Source organism: Aliirhizobium cellulosilyticum (genome assembly GCF_014198105.1).
GTDB lineage: Bacteria > Pseudomonadota > Alphaproteobacteria > Rhizobiales > Rhizobiaceae > Neorhizobium > Neorhizobium cellulosilyticum.
Genome location: NZ_JACIGW010000001.1, coordinates 727,165 through 749,205, shown reverse-complemented (window position 1 = coordinate 749,205; position 22,041 = coordinate 727,165). Strand labels below are relative to the sequence as shown.

General features: G+C 59.3%; 27 protein-coding genes. 11 read left to right on the top strand and 16 right to left on the bottom strand.

The features are described from left to right. Positions 1–11: 11 nt before the first annotated feature. Positions 12–455, bottom strand: coding sequence for an arsenic resistance N-acetyltransferase ArsN2 (gene arsN2 / locus GGE33_RS03440; protein WP_183821240.1), 444 nt, complete (start codon positions 453–455; stop codon positions 12–14). Further along, complete coding sequence (locus GGE33_RS03435; RefSeq protein WP_183821239.1) at positions 449–802, bottom strand: ArsR/SmtB family transcription factor; 354 nt, start codon at positions 800–802, stop codon at positions 449–451. Before GGE33_RS03435 ends, arsN2 begins: the two co-directional genes overlap by 7 nt. Positions 803–904: 102 nt before the next feature. Between GGE33_RS03435 and GGE33_RS03430 the strand changes: the two genes are divergently transcribed. Continuing rightward, complete coding sequence (locus GGE33_RS03430; protein ID WP_183821238.1) at positions 905–1,528, top strand: hypothetical protein; 624 nt, start codon at positions 905–907, stop codon at positions 1,526–1,528. Between the two features lie 68 nt (positions 1,529–1,596). On the opposite strand, the gene GGE33_RS03425 is transcribed toward GGE33_RS03430, so the two are convergent. The 5 genes from GGE33_RS03425 to GGE33_RS03405 all read right to left on the bottom strand — a co-directional run bounded on the left by GGE33_RS03425 (position 1,597) and on the right by GGE33_RS03405 (position 4,629). Then, positions 1,597–2,067 carry a nuclear transport factor 2 family protein gene (locus GGE33_RS03425; RefSeq protein ID WP_183821237.1) on the bottom strand — a complete coding sequence of 157 codons (471 nt, stop codon included), beginning with the start codon at positions 2,065–2,067 and terminating at the stop codon, positions 1,597–1,599. Positions 2,068–2,154: 87 nt separating this feature from the next. Continuing rightward, entirely contained in the window at positions 2,155–2,481 is a 327-nt protein-coding gene (locus GGE33_RS03420) for a nuclear transport factor 2 family protein (RefSeq protein WP_148145755.1), read from the bottom strand. 10 nt (positions 2,482–2,491) lie between these two features. Beyond that, entirely contained in the window at positions 2,492–3,472 is a 981-nt protein-coding gene (locus GGE33_RS03415; RefSeq protein ID WP_183821236.1) for a saccharopine dehydrogenase family protein, read from the bottom strand. Position 3,473: 1 nt separating this feature from the next. Continuing rightward, positions 3,474–3,869, bottom strand: a complete 396-nt coding sequence (locus tag GGE33_RS03410) for a VOC family protein (protein ID WP_183821235.1) — start codon at positions 3,867–3,869, stop codon at positions 3,474–3,476. 16 nt (positions 3,870–3,885) lie between these two features. Then, complete coding sequence (locus tag GGE33_RS03405) at positions 3,886–4,629, bottom strand: SDR family NAD(P)-dependent oxidoreductase (RefSeq protein ID WP_183821234.1); 744 nt, start codon at positions 4,627–4,629, stop codon at positions 3,886–3,888. Between the two features lie 133 nt (positions 4,630–4,762). On the opposite strand from GGE33_RS03405, the gene GGE33_RS03400 reads away from it, so the two are divergent. Further along, positions 4,763–5,650 (top strand): AraC family transcriptional regulator, encoded by an 888-nt coding sequence (locus GGE33_RS03400; protein ID WP_183822312.1) that lies wholly within the window; start codon positions 4,763–4,765, stop codon positions 5,648–5,650. Positions 5,651–5,901: 251 nt separating this feature from the next. On the opposite strand, the gene GGE33_RS03395 is transcribed toward GGE33_RS03400, so the two are convergent. From GGE33_RS03395 to GGE33_RS03385, 3 genes are all read right to left on the bottom strand, one after another. After that, positions 5,902–6,975 carry a porin gene (locus GGE33_RS03395; protein ID WP_183821233.1) on the bottom strand — a complete coding sequence of 358 codons (1,074 nt, stop codon included), beginning with the start codon at positions 6,973–6,975 and terminating at the stop codon, positions 5,902–5,904. Positions 6,976–7,336: 361 nt separating this feature from the next. Further along, positions 7,337–8,662 (bottom strand): ATP-binding protein, encoded by a 1,326-nt coding sequence (locus GGE33_RS03390; protein WP_183821232.1) that lies wholly within the window; start codon positions 8,660–8,662, stop codon positions 7,337–7,339. 45 nt (positions 8,663–8,707) lie between these two features. Continuing rightward, entirely contained in the window at positions 8,708–9,430 is a 723-nt protein-coding gene (locus GGE33_RS03385; protein ID WP_183821231.1) for a response regulator, read from the bottom strand. 425 nt (positions 9,431–9,855) lie between these two features. Between GGE33_RS03385 and GGE33_RS03380 the strand changes: the two genes are divergently transcribed. From GGE33_RS03380 to GGE33_RS03365, 4 genes are all read left to right on the top strand, one after another. Beyond that, positions 9,856–10,158, top strand: coding sequence for a lipoprotein (locus GGE33_RS03380; protein ID WP_183821230.1), 303 nt, complete (start codon positions 9,856–9,858; stop codon positions 10,156–10,158). A gap of 86 nt (positions 10,159–10,244) precedes the next feature. Then, on the top strand, positions 10,245–10,424 hold the full coding sequence (locus GGE33_RS03375) for a hypothetical protein (RefSeq protein WP_148145764.1): 180 nt from the start codon (positions 10,245–10,247) through the stop codon (positions 10,422–10,424). A 121-nt stretch (positions 10,425–10,545) separates the two neighbouring features. Further along, positions 10,546–10,935: a group II truncated hemoglobin gene (locus tag GGE33_RS03370; protein WP_183822309.1), complete on the top strand. Its 390-nt coding sequence runs from the start codon at positions 10,546–10,548 to the stop codon at positions 10,933–10,935. 22 nt (positions 10,936–10,957) lie between these two features. Beyond that, on the top strand, positions 10,958–11,308 hold the full coding sequence (locus GGE33_RS03365) for a DUF423 domain-containing protein (RefSeq protein WP_183821229.1): 351 nt from the start codon (positions 10,958–10,960) through the stop codon (positions 11,306–11,308). 22 nt (positions 11,309–11,330) lie between these two features. Here GGE33_RS03365 and GGE33_RS03360 read toward each other — a convergent pair whose 3' ends face one another. The 5 genes from GGE33_RS03360 to GGE33_RS03340 form a co-directional block, all read right to left on the bottom strand. Further along, complete coding sequence (locus tag GGE33_RS03360) at positions 11,331–11,552, bottom strand: hypothetical protein (protein WP_183821228.1); 222 nt, start codon at positions 11,550–11,552, stop codon at positions 11,331–11,333. Beyond that, positions 11,533–11,943: a DUF2325 domain-containing protein gene (locus GGE33_RS03355; protein ID WP_183821227.1), complete on the bottom strand. Its 411-nt coding sequence runs from the start codon at positions 11,941–11,943 to the stop codon at positions 11,533–11,535. The genes GGE33_RS03360 and GGE33_RS03355 overlap by 20 nt, the downstream gene beginning before the upstream one ends. A gap of 161 nt (positions 11,944–12,104) precedes the next feature. Continuing rightward, on the bottom strand, positions 12,105–12,428 hold the full coding sequence (locus GGE33_RS03350; RefSeq protein WP_148145768.1) for a FliM/FliN family flagellar motor switch protein: 324 nt from the start codon (positions 12,426–12,428) through the stop codon (positions 12,105–12,107). 159 nt (positions 12,429–12,587) lie between these two features. Further along, positions 12,588–13,013, bottom strand: coding sequence for a hypothetical protein (locus tag GGE33_RS03345; protein WP_183821226.1), 426 nt, complete (start codon positions 13,011–13,013; stop codon positions 12,588–12,590). Between the two features lie 359 nt (positions 13,014–13,372). Further along, entirely contained in the window at positions 13,373–14,368 is a 996-nt protein-coding gene (locus tag GGE33_RS03340; RefSeq protein ID WP_183821225.1) for an MDR family oxidoreductase, read from the bottom strand. 222 nt (positions 14,369–14,590) lie between these two features. Here GGE33_RS03340 and GGE33_RS03335 point away from each other — a divergent pair, with 222 nt between their 5' ends. Beyond that, positions 14,591–15,952: an NAD(P)-dependent oxidoreductase gene (locus GGE33_RS03335; RefSeq protein WP_183821224.1), complete on the top strand. Its 1,362-nt coding sequence runs from the start codon at positions 14,591–14,593 to the stop codon at positions 15,950–15,952. 15 nt (positions 15,953–15,967) lie between these two features. Then, positions 15,968–17,281: an NAD-dependent dihydropyrimidine dehydrogenase subunit PreA gene (preA, locus tag GGE33_RS03330; protein WP_183821223.1), complete on the top strand. Its 1,314-nt coding sequence runs from the start codon at positions 15,968–15,970 to the stop codon at positions 17,279–17,281. A gap of 42 nt (positions 17,282–17,323) precedes the next feature. On the opposite strand, the gene ftrA is transcribed toward preA, so the two are convergent. Beyond that, entirely contained in the window at positions 17,324–18,325 is a 1,002-nt protein-coding gene (ftrA, locus tag GGE33_RS03325) for a transcriptional regulator FtrA (protein WP_183822307.1), read from the bottom strand. 81 nt (positions 18,326–18,406) lie between these two features. Between ftrA and GGE33_RS03320 the strand changes: the two genes are divergently transcribed. From GGE33_RS03320 to GGE33_RS03310, 3 genes are all read left to right on the top strand, one after another. After that, positions 18,407–18,811: a rhodanese-like domain-containing protein gene (locus tag GGE33_RS03320; RefSeq protein ID WP_183821222.1), complete on the top strand. Its 405-nt coding sequence runs from the start codon at positions 18,407–18,409 to the stop codon at positions 18,809–18,811. 390 nt (positions 18,812–19,201) lie between these two features. Further along, a complete protein-coding gene (locus tag GGE33_RS03315) occupies positions 19,202–21,109 on the top strand; it encodes a methyl-accepting chemotaxis protein (RefSeq protein WP_148145774.1) in 1,908 nt (635 codons plus the stop codon). A gap of 253 nt (positions 21,110–21,362) precedes the next feature. After that, entirely contained in the window at positions 21,363–21,983 is a 621-nt protein-coding gene (locus GGE33_RS03310; protein WP_148145775.1) for an acetate uptake transporter, read from the top strand. Positions 21,984–22,041: the final 58 nt, after the last annotated feature.

Below are 22,041 nucleotides of genomic sequence, written 5' to 3'. Positions count from 1 at the left end.
CGTTGTCCGTTTTAGGTCGGAGGCCTTTGGAGCTTCATGATGGTCGCCGACGATGGGCAGATGGAGGAAAGCTGGCGGGTGTCGAGAACTGCCGGAGGCACGCTCTCCCGCGGAACTTCGGAGAACCCGATAGTCGAGAAGAATGGCGCAGCAGTGGTGGTCGCGAGATAGACGTCGCCATTGCGATCCAGACCTCGAAGGGTCTGCTCGACGATGGCCTTCCCGAAGCCCCGACCGCGATGTCCGGAAAGCACGACTACCGAACGCAGAAGAAAGTCGCTCGCGCACTGCTCTATCCCGGAGAAGCCGATCACCTCCACACCATCAGAACGGGCTTTGAAGAATGTCCGTCCCGCCTCATGGATATCTTCTGTCGGAAGCTGCGCTGTGGCGAGTGCGTCGCAGAGATCATCATCGGAACCGGACACTGGTTCGAGCGAGACAGGATTCAACATGGTTTCGCCTCCGGGTTGCAACACGGCGTCAGCTCCGCGATAAGCGGTGCGCAGAGTTCTATCGAGCCGCCGCAGCAGTCCTTGAGCAGGAACAGCGTCAGGTCACGCAGACCATCCAGATCTGCCCGGTAGATGATGGATCTGCTCAGCCGCTCGCTCTTGACGAGTCCAGCCCGCGAAAGCGTTGCGAGATGGGCCGACATCGTATTCTGCGGTACGTCAAGTAACCGCGCGAGTTCGCCTGCGGGAATGCCGTCGGGTTCGTGCCTCACCAGCAACCGGAAGGTCTCAAGGCGGGTGTTCTGGGCCAGTGCAGCGAGCGCCGCGATCGCAGAGTTATTTTCCATATATCCAGAATAATAGATATAATATCATTGTCAATCCTCGGATATGGCGCTCCTTGCTGACCCGCCGTTGACGTGAGGGCGCGCAGCATCCATCTGATGAGGATGGCAAAGAAGAAAGAAAGCGCGGAACCGGAACTGATGAAGACGTGGTCACTGCCAACGTCGATGACGATCGGATCAGCGGTGCGCGCCAAGGGCATCCTCCAGGAAATCCGCGCCCGTCTTCCGTTCGCGGTTCGGAAGGCGCTGGATCTCGAAGGCGGAATTCTGACGCTGGCGATGCCTGAGACATCGAGAGCGATCTTCCGCGCAACCTCCGCATCGACAACCGAGATGCTCGCCGAGATGGAAGCTCTTCCCGTCATCCCCCGGGAGATAGAAGACATCCTGGCGATCTCTACCTCGGAACGGCGGCGCTGGCTGGAGGATGGTCGCCTCCCCTCAGCAGGCACGCGAACCGTGAAGCTGCGTGGCCGCGCTCGTCAGATCACCTTCCACGTATTCGATCCGGCCGTGGTAGTGGACATCCTCGACCGCGGTGCCGTGGATGAATGGCGCGAGCACGATATAGCTGCGGCGGCCGAGAAACGCCGTCAGTCGGCCATGAAAGCGAAGCTCACGAGATCGCTTCGGAAAGGGAAGAAGAAGGGGACGCGCAAGGATGGATCGAACCCGTCGCCATTGCGCGGATGGGACGAGTTCGATGCTGAAGGCTTCCTCAAATAGCGCTCCGCTCAAGGGAAAAATTCCCGCGCCTCATCAAGAATGAACATGGTCTCATCAGACCAGTCCGACTATATCGCCGACAGGACAGCGAGGTCGCCGGATCGCCAGACATTATCTACCGTGTTCCGAGTGATCACCCAGATGTCGCCGCTTCGAGCCAGTTCGACATCGTAACGGTTCTTCATCAGATAGTGGCGGGTTCCGTCGTTCCGGAGAACGTGCTGTGCTTCAACGAGCACATCCACACAGGCAATGTCGCCATTGATGGTCACGCGCGGATTGCTGATGGAATGCGTCGTGTCCAGAGTGCTGAGGGAAGTCAAGAGCGCGGATACGATGGTCTCCCTCCCTTCGATAACCGGATACTCGAATCCTGCCTTTGCGGCAGCCGGGCGAAAGTCCGAAACCGCGTTCTCCGACAGCGAGGACGCAAGAAGCTCCTTGTCGCGAAGATCGATGCCGGCGGCGAAACGATGCAGGGCCTCGACAACAGCGAGCTTGTCGGCGGTCTGTTGGGCAAATGAAGGTGAAGTCGTCATGAACATGGTCCTTTTCAGGCCGGAGGCTCGCTGAATGCAAGCCATCCGCGGCAATAGCGGTCGTGGCGAGGGATCCTTGAGGGTCGACTACTCGAGATCGGCATCGATGCGGGTGATCAGGCCATCCTGTCCCACGACGATCTTGAGGATCCCGATCTCGTGGCCGAAGTCGCCCGTGAAGTCGACCCGGACAAGCGCGTTGGAACTGTCCTCTTCCTCGATCGCCAGCAGCTTGGTTCTGGTGCTGTAGCCGACAAAAAAGCGTTCGAGATAAAGGCGGACACCATCCCTGCCCTTGAAAGCGCTGCCAACGGAAACATCGTCTATCACCGCGTCGGTCGCGAACAGGGACAGTGTGCGCTCGATGTCGAAAGCGTTTGCGGTCCGGATGAAGTTTTCGACGAGCTTCTGCATGATTTGCTCCTCAGACATCGATGATCGTCGTGTCGGCGATTGTCTCGGCGAAACCATCGCCGAACAGCTCCGCAGGTGTCTGGAATCCCGGACGCGCCTCCCCGTTGAGAACACGGCGGCCAGCCTCCGCAACCGCGATTGCCGTGAATGAGTATCCGTTGACCGTATCAAGGATCGACCGGACGACGACGCCATCAGCATCCGTCACCTCGGCGACGGCCTTGTAACGGTTTTCCCGACGTTCCTCCTCGGTCGGGCCGTCTGGAAGAGCCGACAGATCGCCTTGGGGAAATCCTCCGCCTGTCACATGCACGAAGGTCTCGATATTCGAGACGCCCGTGGCTCTCCAGATGGTGATGAGATCTGGAAGCGTGACCTGGAAACTGTCGACAGCCCCCTGTCCGAAGTCGAGCTTCTGGATGCTGTTGGCGACAGCCACAAGCTCGCCATCGACGCGAGCCAGGGTTTCAGCCGAAATGTTCTCGGTCGCGGTGATGGCGGATCCCCGTGACATGCCGCCCGCGACATGCATCGCGATCCGAATGCTGCGGGGATTCTTGACCCTCGCGACCGCATGACCGGCAAGGCTTCCCAACATCGCCACGCTGCCCCCACCGCCCGGCAGAAGCGTCACGCCTGCAGCCACCGCCTCGGCACCCAGTTGTTCTGCGAGGCGGTAGCTGTCGAGCTCGGCCGCGGTGTCGATATAATGCACGCCGTTGCGGATGGATGCTTCCATCATCGGCTTCGCCGTGCGCAGGAAGGGGCCTGCAGCATTCACGATGACGGCGACATCCGTCAGCGAGCGGTCGATCAGTGCGTCGTCATCGAGAGCGAACACGCGATATTCGACGCCGAGCTTCGCGGCCAGGTCAGCAAGTGGCTTTTTGCTTCGCCCACCCAAGACAACAGGCGTTCCAGCCCTAGTCGCATGCTCCGCCACCATGCGGCCCGTATAACCCGTCGCACCGTAGATCATCAGTTTTGTCATTTTAGTGCTGCCATTCCTTGTAGACGAATTCGAGTGAGTAGCCGTCCGGATCACGGACCTGCGCCGCGTAATATCGGGGGTCGTAATGAAGCTGTGGTCCGGGCGGATGGATCTCGATGGCACCTGCCGCCATCGCTGCGGCATGGGCGGTATCTACCTGTGCCGTCCCATCGGCAACAAAGCCGATATGGGCGGCGCGGCCTTCGACGATGCCCTCGCGGAGCCAGAAGAACACCCGACCGTTCACGCCGAACCCCTTGAGATCGGGATGGCCGGGAGGTCCGTCTCTGCCATCGTAGTCGACGGCATGGACGATTCCCAGGGGCGCTAGTGCCACTTCATAGAAGGCGATCGAACGATTGATGTCGCTGACCGAGATGAAGACGTGATCGAGCATGCGGCTCTCCTTTTGCTTAAATGATGTAGCCGCCTGCCACTTCGATATTCTGGGCGTTGATCCAGCGGCTCTCTTCAGAAAGGAGGCTGGCGATCACGCCACCGATCTCCTCCGGCTCGCCGACGCGCCCGAGCGCGGTCTGGGCAGCGAGCATGGCTTCGAATTCGTCATTCAAGCCGCCACCAAGTTCGGTGCGGATGGCGCCGGGAGCAACCGAATTCGCCCTGATCCGACGCTCACCTAATTCCTTGGCCATGTAACGGGTCAAAACTTCCAGGCCACCCTTGAACGAGGCATACGGCGACACGCCGGCGGTCGCGACGCGACTGGTGGCGCTTGTCAGGTTGATGATGTGGCCCCCGTCTTCCATCAGCGGGAGAAGAGCCTGGGTCAGGAAGAACGGCCCCTTGAGATGGACGTTGAAGAGACCGTCGAACTGCTCCTGCGTCACCTGGGAGAACGGGGCATAGAGGCCGTAGCCGGCATTGTTGACCAGGAAGTCGAATGTCGTCCTGCCCCAGACCGTCTCAAGCGATGCCTTGACCGCATCGTGGAATTCCTCGAACGAGCGGCTGTCAGCAACATCGAGCTTCAGAGCGATGGCCTTGCCGCCCTTCGCTGTGATTGCGCCGACGACCTCATCAGCTTTCGCCAGGTTGCTATTGTAGGTGACGATTACCCCCATGCCGCGCTCTGCGCACTTGAGGGCGGTGCTGGCCCCGAGGCCACGGCTGCTTCCAGTGACGATGACGATCTTCATCTGTTTCTCCATGCATTTGGCATGACTTGAAGCTATGCCCCTGCCTCGTCCGCCGCTCACCTATTCCTCTCTGAAACTTGCCTATTCCTGCCTTGCCCTTGTGCGTCCCTCCATGCTCTGCCAGGGTCGGGTCATGGAAAAGAAATTGCAGGAATTACGCACACTGGCCGCTAGGGCCGAGAACAAGCGCACCGAGACGGGCATCCCGCGGGTGGCTATGGTGCAGGGTGAAATCCCCGAACATCAGCTTGCCGCCGTCTATGATCCGATGGTCAACCTAATCCTGAGCGGATCGAAGACGATGACTGTGGGTGAGAGGACCTTCCACTACGACCCGGCAACCTACTTCGTGATGTCCGTCGATCTCCCGGCCGTGGGATCAGTCCATCCTGCAGCTACTGGCGAACCCTATCTCGCCGTCAGCCTGACGCTCGATCCCACCATTGTCGGCGCGTTGATCCGCGACCTTCCGGTGAGGGCCTGCAGCGAACTGTTCGGATCAGGGTTCTCGGTCGCCCCGGTCAACGAGGATTTTCTCGACGCCTGGATCCGCATGCTCAAGCTGATGGATCGTCCCGACGAAATCACGGTGCTATCTCCCGCCTACGAGCGCGAGATCCTATTCCGCGTCCTGCAGGGGCCACTTGGCTGGATGTTGCGCGACATAGCAACGCCTGACACTGCACTCTCGCGCATCAGCGTGGCGATCGACTGGATCCGACAGAATTTTGCCGAGCCGATCAGAGTTGAAGCGCTTGCGGAGATGGCCGCCTTGAGTGTGTCGGCATTCCATCGTCACTTCAAGGCCGTGACGGCGCTTAGCCCGCTCCAATATCAGAAGCGCGTACGCCTTCTGCACGCGCGTTCGCAACTCATTGCGGGCCAAGGAAATGCGACATCGATCTCGTTCGGGGTGGGATACGAAAGCCCGAACCAGTTCAGCCGTGAATACGCCAGGCTGTTTGGGCTCCCGCCCTCGAAGGATCTGGCAAAGGCCATGCGGGATCTGCACGTCGCATAGTCGATCATCCGCTTGTCGAAGTCGGCAGTGCCCGCACGTAGCAGGCACTTGCCTCACGACAGATCACATCAAGGATATCGATCGATAGGCAGCTCTCACTGAGATTACCCAAGGTTTTCAGCGGGCGAAATGATTGACCTCGTCAAGGCAGTCGACAAATTGCCGGCTGTCGCAAGACCTGTTTCCCAGTAAGTGTCCAAACGCAAAAAGCCCGGATTGCTCCGGGCTTTCGCTTAGAATATGCGGTCGAATTAGAACGAGCGCTGCAGACGCAGGAAACCGTCCCACTTGTCGGCAGAGTCGGTGCCGTTATCAACATCGGTGTAGTTGACCGTTGCCTTGGCAGCGAGGTTCTGGGTGATGGCATAGTCAGCCGTCAGGCCTACGCGCCATGCGTCACCGCCGTCGAAGTCGCCGTCGCTGTCGAGGCTGACCTTATCCCAGTACTGGGCACCCGGCGTCAGGCTGAACTTGTCGGTGAGCTTGATGGCGTATTCTGCACCGATCGTCCATTCGGAAGCGTCGAAGTAACGGTTCTTGCCGAACGAGTAAGCAGCGAAGATGCCGAGCGAACCTGGGCCGAGCTCTGCAGTCAGCGTGGAAGCAAGAGCTGCATTTTCGTTGTCGAAGTCGTAACCAGCAAAGAAGTCTGCAGTTACGCCGCCGAACTTGCCGGTGATGACACCGTTGATGCCGATTTCGTCGGCATTGCCCAATTCATCGGTCTTGTAGCCGGCCTGCGAGTTGAAAGCGTCAACCTGACCGTAAACCGAGAATGCGCCGCCGTCATAGGTGTAACGGATGGAGTTGTTCAGCGTGTCAGCGCCTTCGCCACCGTTGTTGTACGGACGGTCGTCAGCCAGAACGGTTTCGCCCGGAAGCCCAGTGTCGAAATAGTTATAGAAGTAACCGACGCGGAAGCCGCCCAGTTCGATATAGGTTTCGTTCAAGGCGAAATCGCTCGTGCCGTCATTGTTGTTGGCGCGAAGCGTGATGCGCGAGCCGAGAGCACCGAATTCGGTGTCCGACTTGGCTTCGAGACGGAGCTGCGCACGGGTATTGGTGCGGTAGCCGGCATCACGATCGGCAACTACGGGAGCCAGATCATCGTCGCTGCGGCCATCGAGCTGAACGCGGACATAACCGCCGATCTTGAGGCAGGTTTCGGTGCCCGGGATGTAGAAGTAACCGGTGCCGAAGGCGTCACAAACGCGGACATATTCCATCGGCTCGGGCTCTGCCGCGACGATCGCATCGGCGGCCTGCGCGCCGGATACTGCTGCGAGAGCTGCAGCGGAGCCGAGAAGGAGGCTCTTGATGTTCATTATGATCTCCATTGAGATGATGGACCGCGGCTCGGAGCCCCCACCCACCAAATTGAAAAACCGAAGGCATATTCGGTGAGCAATGAATACGAGGGGCTGCCGGGAGGTGAAAGCAGCAGTACTTGCCGTCAGGGCGAGAACGGAGTGCCGTAATCAAGGATGTTGCCCAGCCGCATCGGTTTGTAACCGTACGTAATGTGATGGTAATCAAACCGTATCAACGACCGGAAGCGGCCATGTTTCTGCGACAAAGACGCGGAGGCCTTTGTCTCGTATTCCGGCCAAGCATAGCGGCATGATTCCCGATGCCGAGATTGGTTGGCAAAGCTGGCAAAGACGCAGAAACACCGCGAAACAGGGCTTATGCAGCGCCTGCCTGGTCCATCAATCGCGGCAGCATGATAACAGCGCGAGCGCCGCCCGAATCGGCTTCCTCGTAACGGATCTTGCCCTGGTGGGCGTCAATGATCGACTTGGCCAAGGCAAGGCCAAGGCCGCTTCCCCCCGTATCCCTGCAGCGAGATTCTTCAAGGCGAACAAACGGGTTGAAGACCCGGGTCCGGTCCGCCTCGGGAATGCCCGGGCCGTCATCATCGATAAGGAGACATACGTCTCCCATTGCCGGACGAACGAAAATCCTCGCCCGGTAGCCGTAACGCAGGGCATTTTCCACGACATTGCGAACAGCACGCTTCAATGCGCCCCGGCGGCCATGGATAAAGAACCGGTGTGGATTGACGAGAGTAATGTCGCTTCCTGCGACGACCAAGTCCGCAATCAGCTCCTGCATCAGATCTTCGAACTGAAATACGGTTTCCGTCTCCGTGGTGTCATAGCCGCGGGAAAGCGAGAGCGCGCCATCAACCAATTCCTGGATCTCATCGAGACACACGCCAAGCCGATCCTTGGAATCACCGTCATCGAGAAGCTCGATCCTCAATCGCATCGCAGTGATCGGAGATTTCAGATCGTGGCCGATCGCCCCGAGCATCTTGGCGCGCTCGTTGAGCAATCTGGTGAGGCGTGCCGCCATGTCGTTGAAGGCATGAGTGAGCTTTCTAAGCTCGGAAGGACCGGAAGCCGAGATGGGCTGTGGGCTTTCGCCTCGACCAAGATTGTCGGCGGCGTTGGACAGATGCTGAAGCGGCGTGGTGATCTTTGCAACGATGATCCACACGACCGCCACGACGATCAGGATCGTTACAAGGATTGTTGCCATGAGTTGCCATGCCCATGTCTTTGGCAGGCGCATCACGTCACGCGCAGTAAGCCACCGGCCGTCATCCAGGGTGATGGAAGCCAGAAGCACCAAATTACGGCCGGGCTTGCTGGCGTGGCCCATTATTTCATGGCTCGGCGCAATTTCTGTTGCAGCAAGGATGAAACCATCCCCGACGGTTACACCGAATTTGTTCTTGAGAAAGATTGCGATGTCATCAGAGGGCAGCAGCTCATCGCGCACCTGTGGAGCCGCATCGGTAATCGTAAACTGCATGCCCCATTCTGAGGGGGTTTTGATGATCGCTTCATCGTCAGCTGCAGGCAGTGTCCTCAGCAATTTTGCGGTACTGAGCAGTCGCTCGACTGCATCGAAAGCCCGATAACCAAGAATCTGCTTGTTCTTGTCATGCATGAAATAGGAAATGCTGAGTATCTGCGCCGCAAGCAGACAGCCGAGGAGCAGCAAGATAAGCTGTCCTCGAACGCTTTGGGGAACGCCGATTTTCATGTTTCAGACCTTGGTCACATCCGCAACGAGGCAGTAGCCGCCTCCGCGCACGGTGATGATGAGTTCGGGACGATCCTTACTCTGTTCGATCTTTCGCCGCAATCGGCTGACCTGATTGTCGATGGCGCGATCGAACGGGCCTGCACTGCGCGCCGAAGTCAGCTCAAGCAACCTCTCCCGTGACAGGATGACCCTTGGTCGCTCGAGAAACGCCATCAGCAACTGAAAGTCTGCAACGGTGAGTGGTGTCTCCACACCCTCCTCGTCGACGAGGCAGCGGCGATCAATCTGAAGGGACCAGTTACCGAAACGAAGCACCTGACCACCATGCTCCCCTCCGAGCGAAGGCGCCGACGGCTCGTAACGCCGCAGGATCGCCTTGATGCGCGCCACAACTTCGCGCGGATTGAACGGTTTTGCGAGATAGTCGTCCGCTCCGAGCTCAAGGCCGATGATGCGGTCCGTTTCCTCGTTGAGCGCACTCAGCATCAGGATTGGAATCTTGCTTGTGGCTCTGAGCCGATGGCAAATCGCCAATCCGTCCTCGCCCGGCAACATGACGTCGAGAACGATCAGATCGAACCCTCCGGACGTCAGGACCCTGTCCATTTCCTTGCCGCTGTCGACCGCAACCGCCCGCATGCCTACCTTCTCCAGGTAGAGCCTCAGGGCATCACGGGTCTGGGCGTGGTCGTCGACAATCAGGATATTAGGAGAGCTTGCCATGGTAGCGATTTATCCGATGCCAGATCGCCACGCATCAGGATTTTTGTAACGGCACGTCGCAGATACTTCGACTGCGACAAACCGATACCATTCTGGCTTTTGTCAGGGATAATCCGGAGACAAACATTCGCTATAAGGATTTCGTCGAAGAGTTCGAAATTCTTACCCGGTCAATGGTAGCGTCGAATTCTCCGTTGATGTTGACGCTGTTAAAAGAACCACCTTTCACAGCTCCTTGCTTTGGAAGCGCAATCGGAACCGCCGGTTTATTCTCGACCTCCAGTCAGGACACCACTCGGTTGCGCTTCCAGCCTCCCCCCCTCCACACAGGCAACTGACTTCCTTTGTCCTTCGGCTTGAACTAAATCCCGTATTACGGGTTTCTGTTCATCGCAAAAGCCGCACCCAGCGAAGGAAGCTGTTCAATGAAACGATTGCTTGTCATAGCTCTTGCGGCAGCAACGCTGACCGCCTGCAACTCCACGGGCAACCCCGAATTTCGTGCAATAGATTATGGACCCGGCATAGCACCTATCGCCGGCAGCCTCACGTATGGCGGGAAAGCCAAAGCCCGGTTTGGAAACATGCCTGTCGGCTATACTTTCACCCACGAGTTTTTCAACAGCTTCGGAAGCCGCGTCGAAGAGCGTTACCGCGTCCTGGAAGATGGTAGCCTCGACATCTACAGCCGCCGGATCACGCCGATCACCATCAGCCACGGACGCTAGTTACCTCATCTGCGCAACAGCGTTTGTCACCGAGCGGAACAGACCGCCCCGGCAGTCGTTTTCCTCCCAACAAAATGGAGGCCACAATGGCAGAAGACAGAGACGCGCGCGAAGCGATTGAACGTGGCAGTGCCTACGCGGGGACCGGACGCCACCCGGCAGCCGGACCTCACGCCAAGGATAGCCTGACGGACCATGATAAGACACCGGGCACAGGATCTCTGCCTGCAAAGGACAGCAAGGACACCGATTCCGGGCCGGAATGAACCAAAAGCGGTGTCGTCATTTCCCGGGCGTTCGCTTTCCCATGTGAGCGATACGGTTAATCCACTTGCCCGTCCCTCTCCCGCCGGTTAACACCGCGTGAGGATATGCGGGATGGGCATGATGACGGGCGGGACCATCACTCTTTATGAAGCGATCGGCGGCGATGTGGCGGTAAAAGCGTTGGTGAAGCGTTTTTACAATTTGATGGACACCTTGCCCGAGGCACGCAATTGCCGTGCGATCCATCCAGAGGATCTCCAGGACAGTGAAGCAAAACTTTATGAATACCTGACGGGGTATCTCGGCGGTCCTCCCGTCTATGTCGAGAAGTATGGCCATCCGCGACTGCGCTCCCGCCACTTCGGCGCAGCAATAGGGCCGGCCGAACGCGACGAATGGCTTTTATGCTTCAGCCGCGCGCTGGACGAAACCATTGAAAACCCAAAACTACGCGACATCATCTGGCCGCCGATCGAGCGCCTTGGCCATCACATGCAGAACAGGGAATAGGCTCTTGGAAAATTTAGCGAAAATGCGCCCGTTGATTGTCTTCGTCAGCGGCTTGATGGGTCTGTCCGGCGTGGCGCTCGCAGCCGCATCAAGCCATGGCGGCGACACGCATTTCCTTGGCAATGCCTCCACCATGTGCCTTGCCCACGCACCGGTCCTGCTGGCGCTTTATCTTGGTCACGCAACATTCAGGACGGCAACGCTTTCCGCCCTCACCCTTGGTTTGGGGACAATCCTGTTTGCCGGCGATCTCGTATCGCGGCATTATCTCGGAGACAGGCTTTTTCCATTCGCGGCACCGGCAGGCGGCTCGTTGATGATGCTCGGCTGGCTATTGGTAGCGGCAGGCGCCTTTCTTGGCCGCCGCACCTGACACCTCATGTCGTCCGCCGATTTTACCGGCGGAACAACAGCACCTTGCCCGCCTCCCATGACGGTACGGTCGTCGGGCTTACAGTGGCATGGGCGGGAAAACGGATGACATTGTCATCACTCCGGTCGTCACGGCTGCGGCTTGCCAGAATTTCGTAAAGCTCCGGCACCAGTCCCTCGCCATTCTGCTCCGCCAGCTTGTGCAGGCCGATAAACAGGCTGGGATCAGGACGCTCGTCTCTCATCGTTTTTTTCCTTCATCGTCTGGAGCGCACGTTCAAGACTCGATTTCGAGCCGTTGCGCAGCGGGACGAAGGTGACGCCGAACTTCTTGCAGCCGGTCTTCACCCTCAGACACGCATCGTGGCTGATACAGTCGATGGGGCAGAACACGCAGTCGACGGAGGGAAGCACGGTATCGATACGGGAGACGGCCTCACGCAGGCCACCGTCATGATGGATCAGTTCGGCCCCGTGACGAGTCGCGATTTCACGCAGATGAGCGACCTGACAGTCACGGCCACCAACATAAAGGAAGCTGCGGACATCGATCGCATCACGATCCGGTTTCGCCTGCTGGGTTGCAGGTACCGCCTCGCTTGCGCCGCCATTCTTCCGTTTCTGCTTCTTCGCCATCACGCCTCGCCTGATCGATTCTCGTCTCGGGAACCTTCGGTGAGCGGCACCTTAGATAAGTTGACTATCAGAGTAAAGATTAAACGTGAGGATCATACTCATATTTATTCAGCCATCTGAACGGCATTGGAAGCAGCCACAGATCGCCCCTCCAACGTCTCTTAGAGGCGGTTCTCGACCGACGTCATGCGGATACCGACAAAATTGTCGCGGTCGTCGGACACGATTTCGCCATGGCCGATCGTCTTTCCGTTCACCTGAATCTCGACAGGCTCACCAAAGCGTTTGTCGAGCCTGAACCATGATCCCTGCTTGGCTGCTGCCAATTGAGCGACAGAAACCTTCGCCCTACCGATGACAACCTGAACTTCAACGGGAATTTCACCAAGGCGGGCGCGAGAGGGAGCCGGCTGCATTGAGCTTTCCTCCGACACCGGAAATTCTGGAAATACTGGAGACGGCTTGCCGGCAAGGTCGTTGATCATAATGGTCACCTTCTGAAATGTGTGGGGCGCGACTCACTCGAAAATAAACGCTGCGCCCCCCGCATTCGCCCCGGACAGACAGCCGTCCTTAACGAGTCGTTAACTTCCACAGTTGACGGATCATAAAGACGCAAACACGACAGGTGATCACGAAACCGATTAAGAATGCCCGCTGCGCATCGTACGTGTCCGTACAACGGTGGAAGCGCGCATGCGCTTCAGTGTCGTCAGCGGTAATCCGCCCTTGGCCAGGGAATTGATAAAAAACGTGTCTTCCGCCTGCGAAAACACAAGGACCATCTTATCCTTCATTACGTTCCGCTTGGCACAGGTGAAGATGACCTCGTTCTCGCCAAGACAGAGATAGAAGTGGTCTGGCAGAAACTCCACCGCCCCGGTCTGAATGAGAGCACCGGTCTCGCATATCCCGACAATCCGGACCTGCAGGCTGGAAAAGGACTTCACTCCGCCATTCGGATAAACGGCACGCGCGATAATGTTAGTCCTGCGATATCGGACGTGCGGATTGTCGTTCGCCCCATAGAACTGCGCAAGATAATGGCGAGGCTTGCTGTTCTCCAACATGATGGCGACCCGGAAATGGTTAAAACAATCTTAACACCGTACCGAACTGGGAAAACACGTTCAATTATCAGATTTAAGGGGTATTTCAGATACTTGGCACATTCACAAAAGAGTAGGTCTGCCCGCGATGGGAGGCCGTCGTGAATAGTGAAAATGCTTATCGGAGGGCTGGAAACTGTCGACAAGCCGGTGGCTTGACGGAAAACGGGAGGCAGAGACGCCTGTCCCGATGCGGGCAACCGCAAGCTTTATGACTTGCGCTCCGCGGCAAGGCCGCCCGCATGGCAGGCGGCCGATTACCCTTGGATCATGCCCTCACAGTCCAGCGAAGGACCGCAAAGATAGAAACGCCGAGCCCCCTAGGCGGTGACGTCGATGACGACACGGCCTCTGATCTGGCCGTCGATGATGGCCTGCGCAAGTTCCGGCAGTTTCGACATCGGCTCGACAGTCGTGATGGCGTCGAGCTTGGTCTTGTCGAGGTCACGCGCCAGCCTGCTCCATGCCGAAAGACGCTGCTCCTTCGGTGCCATGACCGAGTCCACCCCGATCAGGGCAACGCTACGCAGGATATGCGGCAGAACGGTCCCCGGAAGATCCGCACCACCCGCCAGACCACAAGCAGCGATAGCGCCACCCCGCGCGGTCTGCGCCAGCGCATTGGCAAGCGTGGTCGAACCGACGCTGTCGACGCCGCCAGTCCAGCGTTCCTTCTGCAGCGGTCCGCCCTTCTGCTGCAATTCGGCGCGATCGATGAAATTCGTCGCACCGAGCGATTCAAGATAGGGATGGGTTTCGGGCCGACCCGTCGAGGCGGTGACCTTGTAGCCGCGGGCGGAAAGCAGCGCGATCGCCACCGATCCGACGCCACCGGCAGCGCCGGTCACCAGCACTTCGCCCTCACCCGGCTTGATTGCGCCCCATTTTTCAAGCGCATCGACGCAAAGCGCCGACGTGTAACCCGCGGTTCCGATCGCCATCGCCTGCTGCAGGGAAAATGCATCCGGTAGCGGGATCAGCCATTCGGCCTTCACCCGCTGATAGCGCCCATATGCGCCCGGTTCGGTTTCCGAAAGGCCCCAACCGTTCACGATCACCTTGTCGCCCGGCTTCCATTCTGCCGACCGTGACTCGACGACCGTGCCGGAAATATCGATACCGGCGATCAACGGCGTGCGGCGAGCAATACGACCTTTGCCGGTGATTGCCAGCCCGTCCTTGTAGTTCAGCGTCGAGTAGGCGATCTCGACGAGGACATCGTTGTCGGGCAAGTCTTTGAGGGAAACCTCCCGAAAGCCCGCGGCCGGCTTGCCGTCGACAGTGTCGATGACCATCGCTCTGAACGTTTCAACCATTTCGTCACTCCAATTGCTTTGATCTACGGAACGGTATTTAGGGCCGCCGCGGGTTCCGGCTATTGATACAGGTCACGATCGTCGGAACCGGATCCCCCGCGATCCGCCGCATGGTGCATCATCGGCAAGCTTGCCGGCAAAAATTTTACCGTTTGATAAAATTTTGAGCCGTGTTACGATCTGCCCAATAGTTGTCCATAACCATATAATGAGGGAACTCGGATGGAGCGACTGGGAAGCGGGATCGAGGCCGGCAGGCTCTCGACCAACGAATACGCATCGAATTTTTCCGACCTTCACCCGCGCCTCGACAAGCATGAGGCACTGGTGGCAGCAGACCGCTGTTACTTCTGTTATGACGCACCGTGCATGACGGCCTGTCCCACCGCCATCGATATCCCGCTTTTCATCCGGCAGATATCGACTGGCAACCCGCTCGGATCTGCACAGACCATCTTCGCCCAGAATATTCTCGGCGGCATGTGTGCCCGCGTCTGTCCCACCGAAACGCTGTGCGAGGACGTTTGCGTCCGCAACACGGCCGAGGACCGTCCGGTCGAGATCGGCAGGCTGCAACGTTACGCAACCGACATCGCCATGGAGACAGGACGGCAGTTCTTCGAGCGCAAGGCCCCGAGCGGCAAGAAGATCGCGGTGGTCGGCGCAGGTCCCGCAGGCCTTGCCGCGGCACACCGTTTGGCGGTCAACGGCCACGAGGTGACCATTCTCGAAGCCCGCGAAAAGTCCGGCGGCCTCAATGAATACGGCATCGCCACTTACAAGGCGGTCGATGATTTCGCCCAGCGCGAAGTGGATTACGTCACCGCCATCGGCGGCATCACCATCGAACACGGCAAGGCTCTCGGTCGCGATTCCTCGCTGTCCGACCTGAGCGAAGAATATGACGCCGTCTTCCTCGGCATGGGCCTGTCCGGCGTCAACGGCCTCGGCATTGAGGGTGAAGACCTGTCCGGTGTGGAAGATGCGGTCGATTTCATTGCAGCGCTTCGTCAGGCTGAAGACAAGGCAACGATCCCGGTCGGACGCCGTGTCGTCGTGCTCGGTGGCGGCATGACCGCCATCGATGCAGCGATCCAGGCAAAGCTGCTCGGCGCAGAAGAAGTGACGATCTGTTATCGCCGTGGCAAGGAAAGCATGAACGCCTCGGAATACGAACAGGATCTCGCGGCCTCTAAAGGCGTCATCATCCGCCACTGGCTGGCGCCGAAATCGATCATCGGCAAGGACGGAAAGGTCGCCGGCATCGAGGTCGAATATACCGCGATGACTGACGGCAAGCTTGCCGGCACCGGCGAGACCGGCATCATCGCTGCCGACCAGATCGTCAAGGCCATCGGCCAGGCCTTCTCAGCCACCGGCCTCGGCGCCCTGCAGTTCGAGAAAGGCAAGATTGTCGTTGACGTTCAGGGCCGTACATCGATTGAAAACGTCTGGGCCGGCGGCGACTGTATCGGCCACGGCGAAGACCTCACCGTCTCGGCCGTCGCTCAAGGGCGCGACGCCGCCGAAAGCATCAACCGCATGCTTGCCGCCGGTTCTCAACCGGCCAGTGCAGTGGCCTGAGGGGAGAGTTGAACCATGGCTGATATCCGCAACAATTTCATCGGCATCAAATCCCCCAACCCGTTCTGGCTCGCCTCGGCACCGCCGACCGACAAGGCCTACAACGTCGAGCGCGCCTTCAAGGCCGGCTGGGGCGGCGTTGTCTGGAAGACGCTCGGCGAACAGGGACCGCCGGTCGTCAACGTCAACGGCCCGCGCTATGGCGCGATTTGGGGCGCAGACCGCAGGCTTTTGGGCCTCAACAATATTGAACTGATCACCGACCGCGACCTCTACACCAATCTCATCGAGATGAAGCAGGTGAAGAAGAACTGGCCGGATAGGGCGATCGTCGCCTCGATCATGGTTCCTTGCGAGGAAAACGCCTGGAAGGCGATCCTGCCGCTGGTGGAAGAGACGGAAGTCGACGGCATCGAGCTGAACTTCGGCTGTCCTCACGGCATGTCGGAGCGTGGCATGGGCTCCGCCGTCGGTCAGGTGCCGGAATATATCGAGATGGTGGTGCGCTGGTGCAAGCAGTATACCCGCATGCCGGTCATTACCAAGCTGACACCGAACATCACCGACATCCGGCACCCTGCCCGTGCAGCAAAGCGCGGCGGTACCGATGCCGTGTCGCTGATCAACACGATCTCCTCGATCGTCTCGGTCGATCTCGACAGCTTTTCGCCCAACCCGTCGATCAACGGCAAGGGCAGCCACGGCGGCTATTGCGGCCCGGCGGTCAAGCCGATCGCGCTCAACATGGTCGCCGAGATCGCCCGCGATCCGGAAACCTACGGCCTGCCGATCTCCGGCATCGGCGGCGTGACGACATGGCGTGATGCGGCCGAATTCCTGGCGCTCGGCGCAGGCAATGTGCAGGTCTGCACCGCGGCCATGACTTACGGCTTCAAGATCGTCGAGGAGATGATCACAGGCCTGTCCAACTGGATGGACACGAAGGGCCATCAAACCCTGGACGACATCACCGGCCGCGCGGTGCAGAACGTCACCGACTGGCAGTATCTCAACCTCAACTACATCGCCAAGGCGCATATCGATCAGGACGCCTGCATCAAATGCGGCCGCTGTCACATCGCCTGCGAGGACACATCACACCAGGCGATCACCGCGATGGTCGACGGCGTCAGGCATTTCGAGGTGAAGGAAGAGGATTGCGTCGGCTGCAACCTCTGCGTCAACGTCTGTCCGGTGGAGAACTGCATCACCATGGAAGCGCTCCCCGCCGGCACCCTCGACAAACGCACCGGCCGGCCAGTCGATCCCAACTACGCCAACTGGACAAGCCATCCCAACAACCCGATGGCGCGACAGGCGGCGGAATAGGATTAGAGAAGAAGGTCGGTCGCCCTCAGTTCGACCGACCTTCTATTGCCCGAATGTCTTCCGGTAAGCTGCCGGGCTTGTGCCCAGCCGCTTGCGGAAATGATGGCGCAAGGTGGCCTGTGTGCCGAAACCGCAGGCGATTGCGATATCGTCCAGCGAGGATGAAACCCGTTTTTCGAGCAGGTCGCGCGCCAGCCTCACGCGCTCTTTCACCAACCACTCCCCCACGCTGTCGCCGGTCGCAGCCTCGAACCGGCGCTGGAAGGTGCGCATGCTCATCCCCGCCCGCTCCGCCAACATCCGGATCGACTGTTCCTCGCAAAGCCGCTCGCGCATCCATTCGATCAGCGGCCCAAGCCTGAGACCTTCTCTCTGTTGCGGCACCGGTGAGGCGATGAACTGCGCCTGCCCTCCTTCGCGATGCGGCGGCACGACAAGCCGGCGGGCAACGCTGTTGGCCGCTTCGACACCGAAATCGCCGCGCACCACATGCAGGCAAAGATCGATGCCGGCAGCGCTTCCTGCAGCTGTCAGCGTATTGCCCTCATCCATATAGAGAACATCAGCATCGAAGGCGGCATCGGGATAGGCCTCGGCGATCGCGTCAACATACCGCCAATGCGTCGTCGCCCGCCGTCCAGCTAGCAAGCCGGCCGCAGCCAGAACCGCAACGCCCGAACAGAGCGACATCACCCGCGCTCCCCGCCGATGCGCCGCCTGCAGCGCCTCGATCAGCGGCGCCGGCACCGGCTCGCCGATCCCGCGCCAACCTGGAACGATGATGAGGTCGGCCTTCTCCAGAACCTCCAGCCCGGCATCGACGGAAACAGTCAAGCCACCGGCGGCGCGCAACGGCCCCGGCTCCACGCCCGCGACGGAGAACTGATACCAGCCCTCCCCCATTTCCGGTCGCGCCAGACCGAAGACCTCATGGGCGATGCCGAATTCGAAGGTGCAGAGCCCGTCATAGACAAGGGTGACGACATGCGGACCGCTTGTCCGGTGAGTAAGTTGCTTTGGCATGATTTTTACGCCGCAAGTCACAATGGCCAATTTCAGCCATCTCTATCATCAGGCATGATCCCCCGCAACACAGCCTCAGCGACACAAGGAAAGGATCGCGTCATGCCAAGCCCCGTCTCGGATTTCCCCGCCACCGCCCCGCAGGATGCCGCCGAACACTTTTCCCGCAAGCTCGCCTTTGAAGCGGATTGCTGGGATGTGCATGCCTCTTTCGCTTCGGGCACGGTCGATTTCGTCCTGCTCGATGTGCGCGCTCCCGCACTCTTCGCCCAGGCGCATGTTCCGCGCGCGCTCAATCTGCCCCACGGCAAGATGACCGCACATAAGATGTCGCAATGGCCGGCGGATACGTTGTTTGTCGTCTATTGCGCCGGGCCTCATTGCAACGGCGCGGACAAGGCCGCGCTGCGCCTCTCCCGCCTCGGCCTTTCGGTCAAGGTGATGATCGGCGGCATGACGGGTTGGGCCGATGAAGGCTTCGTCTATGAGGCCGCTACAGCGGCATGACAAGGAAGGAACGGCTGCGGAGTTGCAGTGCCGGCAGCCGTTTCCTGACAAAAAGCAGGAAGATCGAACAGAATCCCAGCGGACCGAATAAAAAAATCAACCCTATGCTGCACTGCAGCAAGTCATCCACTCCGTTGTACTCGCCGGAGATGAAGTGTCGGGCAAACAATGAATTTTAGCCACATCTTTTACGAGCAAATGCCCAATATTCGGTGTTTTGCTCAAAAAATAACTACAACAGCATAATGAGCCTGCAAGCAAATAATGCAGCATCGGGAGCATTTTAACTCACAATTAGTTCAACCCTGACAATATTTTAGCGCGGCATCCTGACACGTCTCGTAAGACGGCAGCGAGCTGATGTGTTGGGCAAACTAAATGGTGTGCATTATGGCATTTCGAGATATGGCTATTTCGAAGAAACTCGGTCTAGTCACCGTCGTGATGGGCCTTTCTTCCCTGATTATTGCGGGCGTTGCGGCGTCTGGCCTGTTCGGCCTTCAGAAAGCAATGATTTCCGTCGGCGCCCGCGAGGAAGTCGCCCGCGAGGCGATGGACCTGCGCGTCGATATCATTGCCATCAGCCGCATGACCTACCAGCTGGCGGCAGCGCCGGACAAGGCGAAGGATTTTCGCGCGGATGCCGAAAAACGCGCCGGCGAAATGCTCGCCCGCCTGCCAAAGATCGAAGCCACCGCCGATGCCGCCGAAAAGGATCAGCTGAAGGCGATCCGCGGCGCTCTCGACAGCTATTTCACTTCGATCCGCGGCATGGTCGATATCGCCGAAAAGAACCCGGCAGATACGGCCGCGATCACCGGCGGACTGAAGGCCGCACTGGATGGCCAGAAGGCCGTCACGGACACGGTCAAGGTCTACAGCACCTATTCCGGCAAGTCGCTGGCCGAAGCGCGCGAAGCCGCCGTCGCCTCCTCGACGACCGCCATCCTGATTTCGGCAATCTCCGCCATCATCTTCATCGTCATCGGCGCTGCAATCAGCCTGATGGTTGCGACCCGCGGCATCGTCAGCCCGATCCGTTCGCTGACCCAGGCCATGACCCGCCTCGCCAATGGCGAACTCGACAACCTCAAGATTGATGCCGCCCGCAAGGACGAGATCGGCGAGATGGCCCGCGCGGTCGAAGTCTTCCGCACCAATGCGCTCGCCATGAACGAACTCAAGGCCCAGGAAGCCGCCCTGCATCGCAACAGCAGCGACCTGCAGTCGAGCATCTCCACCGTCGTTGCCTCCGCCGTCGCCGGCGATTTCTCCGGCCGCATCTCCAAGGACTACCAGAACGAAGATCTCAACCGCTTCGCCTCGGGCGTCAATGAGTTGGTCGGAAGCGTCGACGCCGCCACCACCGAAGTCCGCCGCGTTATCGCCGCGCTCGCCGATGCCGACCTGACGCAAAGCATGAACGGCCAGTTCCAGGGCGCGTTCGCCGAACTGCAGACCAACGTCAATAATACGATGGTGCGCCTGCGCGGCACGATGAACAATGTCCGCGGCGCAGCCGGCACGATCAACAACAACTCCGCCGAACTGTCGTCGGCCGCTAACGATCTGTCGAAGCGCACGGAACAGCAGGCAGCCGCACTTGAAGAGACCGCAGCCGCTCTCGACGAGATCACCGCGACCGTCCGCGCCGCATCTTCCCGCGCCACTGAGGCCCGCGACATGGTGCATGCCACCAAGCAGAGCGCCACGAAGTCCGGCGACATCGTCCGCTCGGCCGTCACCGCCATGGGCCGCATCGAGGATTCATCCAGCAAGATCAGCCAGATCATCGGCGTGATCGACGAAATCGCCTTCCAGACCAACCTGCTCGCGCTCAATGCCGGCGTCGAGGCTGCCCGTGCCGGTGAAGCCGGTCGTGGCTTTGCCGTCGTCGCACAGGAAGTCCGTGAACTGGCACAGCGCTCTGCAAACGCCGCCAAGGAAATCAAGACCCTGATCAGCGCGTCTGCTGCCGAAGTCGAAGGCGGCGTGTCGCTCGTCCGTTCGACCGGCGACGCGCTGCTTGAGATCGAAGGCCTCGTCAACAAGGTCAACGAGCATGTGGAATCGATCGCAACTGCCGCCCGCGAACAGGCAACGGCGCTCGCCGAGATCAATTCCTCGGTCAACCACATGGACCAGATGACCCAGAAGAACGCGGCCATGGTCGAAGAGACCACTGCAGCCAGCGAAACGCTCGCAGAGGAAAGCCGCCAGTTGCAGCAGATCCTGTCGAGCTTCAAGCTCGGCGGCGCGGAAGCCGCCCCCGCTCGCGGCATGCGCTACGCAGCCTGACGGCATCACGCATCAGACATGAGAAAGCCCGGCAATGCCGGGCTTTTTTCGTTGTGGCAAACCACATCCTCCATAGCACCAGCCGCCAACAGAAATTGCAAAAGACAACTATCGGATGAGACCAACCGCCGCACTTGATCGAGATCACTCTCACTCGGCAAACGCCGCGCTAGTCAGCGCACCCTAATGCGCGCTGCACACATGAGGAGGGTGGCAGCATGTTGAACACAGCCACCCCAACCATGGATCTCAGATGAACGCGAACGTCCCTCCGTCCTCCACCAGCACAGCAACACCAACCGAACACGCGGCAGCCTCGCATGGCGGCCACGGCAATCCCGCCGTCGTCGGCCTCGCCGGCTTCGGCATGACCACCATTGTCCTTCAGTTCCACAATGTCGGCTGGGCATCGCTTGGACCGGTCATCTGGATGGGCCTGATCTTCGGCGGCCTGGCCCAGCTGATCGCCGGCCTGCATGAAGGCAAGATCGGCAACAATTTCGGCTATAGCGCATTCACCGCCTATGGCTGCTTCTGGATCGCCCTTTGCCTGATCCAGATCGGCAATGCGATGGGCCTCTTCGCAGTCAGCGAAACCGATCTCGGCTGGTTCCTAGTCATCTGGGCAATCTATACCGCCATCATGACCCCCGGCGCGATGCGCGCCAGCACTGGCCTCGGCCTGGTCTTCATCACCCTGTTCATCGGCTTCGTTCTGCTCGTCATCGGCCATTTCGGACCGCATGTCTTCAACGTCATCGCCGGTTACGAACTGATGGTCTGCGGCGCGCTGGCGCTCTATGTCATGGCGCACCAGATTTACAAGGACGCCTTCGGCCGTGACGTGCTGCCGGTCGGCAAGCCGATGATCTAAACAAGATCCACCGAGACTACCGACATTGCACGGCCTCGTCTTTTTTCAAGGACGGGGC

Excerpts from the sequence above, each read along its gene's own strand:
- arsN2 (WP_183821240.1), bottom strand. The coding sequence starts at position 455 with ATGTTGAATCCTGTCTCGCTCGAACCAGTGTCCGGTTCCGATGATGAT.
- GGE33_RS03385 (WP_183821231.1), bottom strand. The coding sequence starts at position 9,430 with ATGGCAAGCTCTCCTAATATCCTGATTGTCGACGACCACGCCCAGACC.
- GGE33_RS03365 (WP_183821229.1), top strand. The coding sequence starts at position 10,958 with ATGCGCCCGTTGATTGTCTTCGTCAGCGGCTTGATGGGTCTGTCCGGC.
- GGE33_RS03340 (WP_183821225.1), bottom strand. The coding sequence starts at position 14,368 with ATGGTTGAAACGTTCAGAGCGATGGTCATCGACACTGTCGACGGCAAG.
- preA (WP_183821223.1), top strand. The coding sequence starts at position 15,968 with ATGGCTGATATCCGCAACAATTTCATCGGCATCAAATCCCCCAACCCG.
- GGE33_RS03320 (WP_183821222.1), top strand. The coding sequence starts at position 18,407 with ATGCCAAGCCCCGTCTCGGATTTCCCCGCCACCGCCCCGCAGGATGCC.
- GGE33_RS03380 (WP_183821230.1), top strand. The coding sequence starts at position 9,856 with ATGAAACGATTGCTTGTCATAGCTCTTGCGGCAGCAACGCTGACCGCC.
- GGE33_RS03415 (WP_183821236.1), bottom strand. The coding sequence starts at position 3,472 with ATGACAAAACTGATGATCTACGGTGCGACGGGTTATACGGGCCGCATG.
- GGE33_RS03335 (WP_183821224.1), top strand. The coding sequence starts at position 14,591 with ATGGAGCGACTGGGAAGCGGGATCGAGGCCGGCAGGCTCTCGACCAAC.
- GGE33_RS03370 (WP_183822309.1), top strand. The coding sequence starts at position 10,546 with ATGACGGGCGGGACCATCACTCTTTATGAAGCGATCGGCGGCGATGTG.
- GGE33_RS03360 (WP_183821228.1), bottom strand. The coding sequence starts at position 11,552 with ATGAGAGACGAGCGTCCTGATCCCAGCCTGTTTATCGGCCTGCACAAG.
- GGE33_RS03395 (WP_183821233.1), bottom strand. The coding sequence starts at position 6,975 with ATGAACATCAAGAGCCTCCTTCTCGGCTCCGCTGCAGCTCTCGCAGCA.
- GGE33_RS03400 (WP_183822312.1), top strand. The coding sequence starts at position 4,763 with ATGGAAAAGAAATTGCAGGAATTACGCACACTGGCCGCTAGGGCCGAG.
- GGE33_RS03375 (WP_148145764.1), top strand. The coding sequence starts at position 10,245 with ATGGCAGAAGACAGAGACGCGCGCGAAGCGATTGAACGTGGCAGTGCC.
- GGE33_RS03355 (WP_183821227.1), bottom strand. The coding sequence starts at position 11,943 with ATGGCGAAGAAGCAGAAACGGAAGAATGGCGGCGCAAGCGAGGCGGTA.
- GGE33_RS03310 (WP_148145775.1), top strand. The coding sequence starts at position 21,363 with ATGAACGCGAACGTCCCTCCGTCCTCCACCAGCACAGCAACACCAACC.
- GGE33_RS03405 (WP_183821234.1), bottom strand. The coding sequence starts at position 4,629 with ATGAAGATCGTCATCGTCACTGGAAGCAGCCGTGGCCTCGGGGCCAGC.
- GGE33_RS03425 (WP_183821237.1), bottom strand. The coding sequence starts at position 2,067 with ATGACGACTTCACCTTCATTTGCCCAACAGACCGCCGACAAGCTCGCT.
- GGE33_RS03350 (WP_148145768.1), bottom strand. The coding sequence starts at position 12,428 with ATGATCAACGACCTTGCCGGCAAGCCGTCTCCAGTATTTCCAGAATTT.
- GGE33_RS03420 (WP_148145755.1), bottom strand. The coding sequence starts at position 2,481 with ATGCAGAAGCTCGTCGAAAACTTCATCCGGACCGCAAACGCTTTCGAC.
- GGE33_RS03410 (WP_183821235.1), bottom strand. The coding sequence starts at position 3,869 with ATGCTCGATCACGTCTTCATCTCGGTCAGCGACATCAATCGTTCGATC.
- GGE33_RS03430 (WP_183821238.1), top strand. The coding sequence starts at position 905 with ATGGCAAAGAAGAAAGAAAGCGCGGAACCGGAACTGATGAAGACGTGG.
- GGE33_RS03435 (WP_183821239.1), bottom strand. The coding sequence starts at position 802 with ATGGAAAATAACTCTGCGATCGCGGCGCTCGCTGCACTGGCCCAGAAC.
- GGE33_RS03315 (WP_148145774.1), top strand. The coding sequence starts at position 19,202 with ATGGCATTTCGAGATATGGCTATTTCGAAGAAACTCGGTCTAGTCACC.
- GGE33_RS03345 (WP_183821226.1), bottom strand. The coding sequence starts at position 13,013 with ATGTTGGAGAACAGCAAGCCTCGCCATTATCTTGCGCAGTTCTATGGG.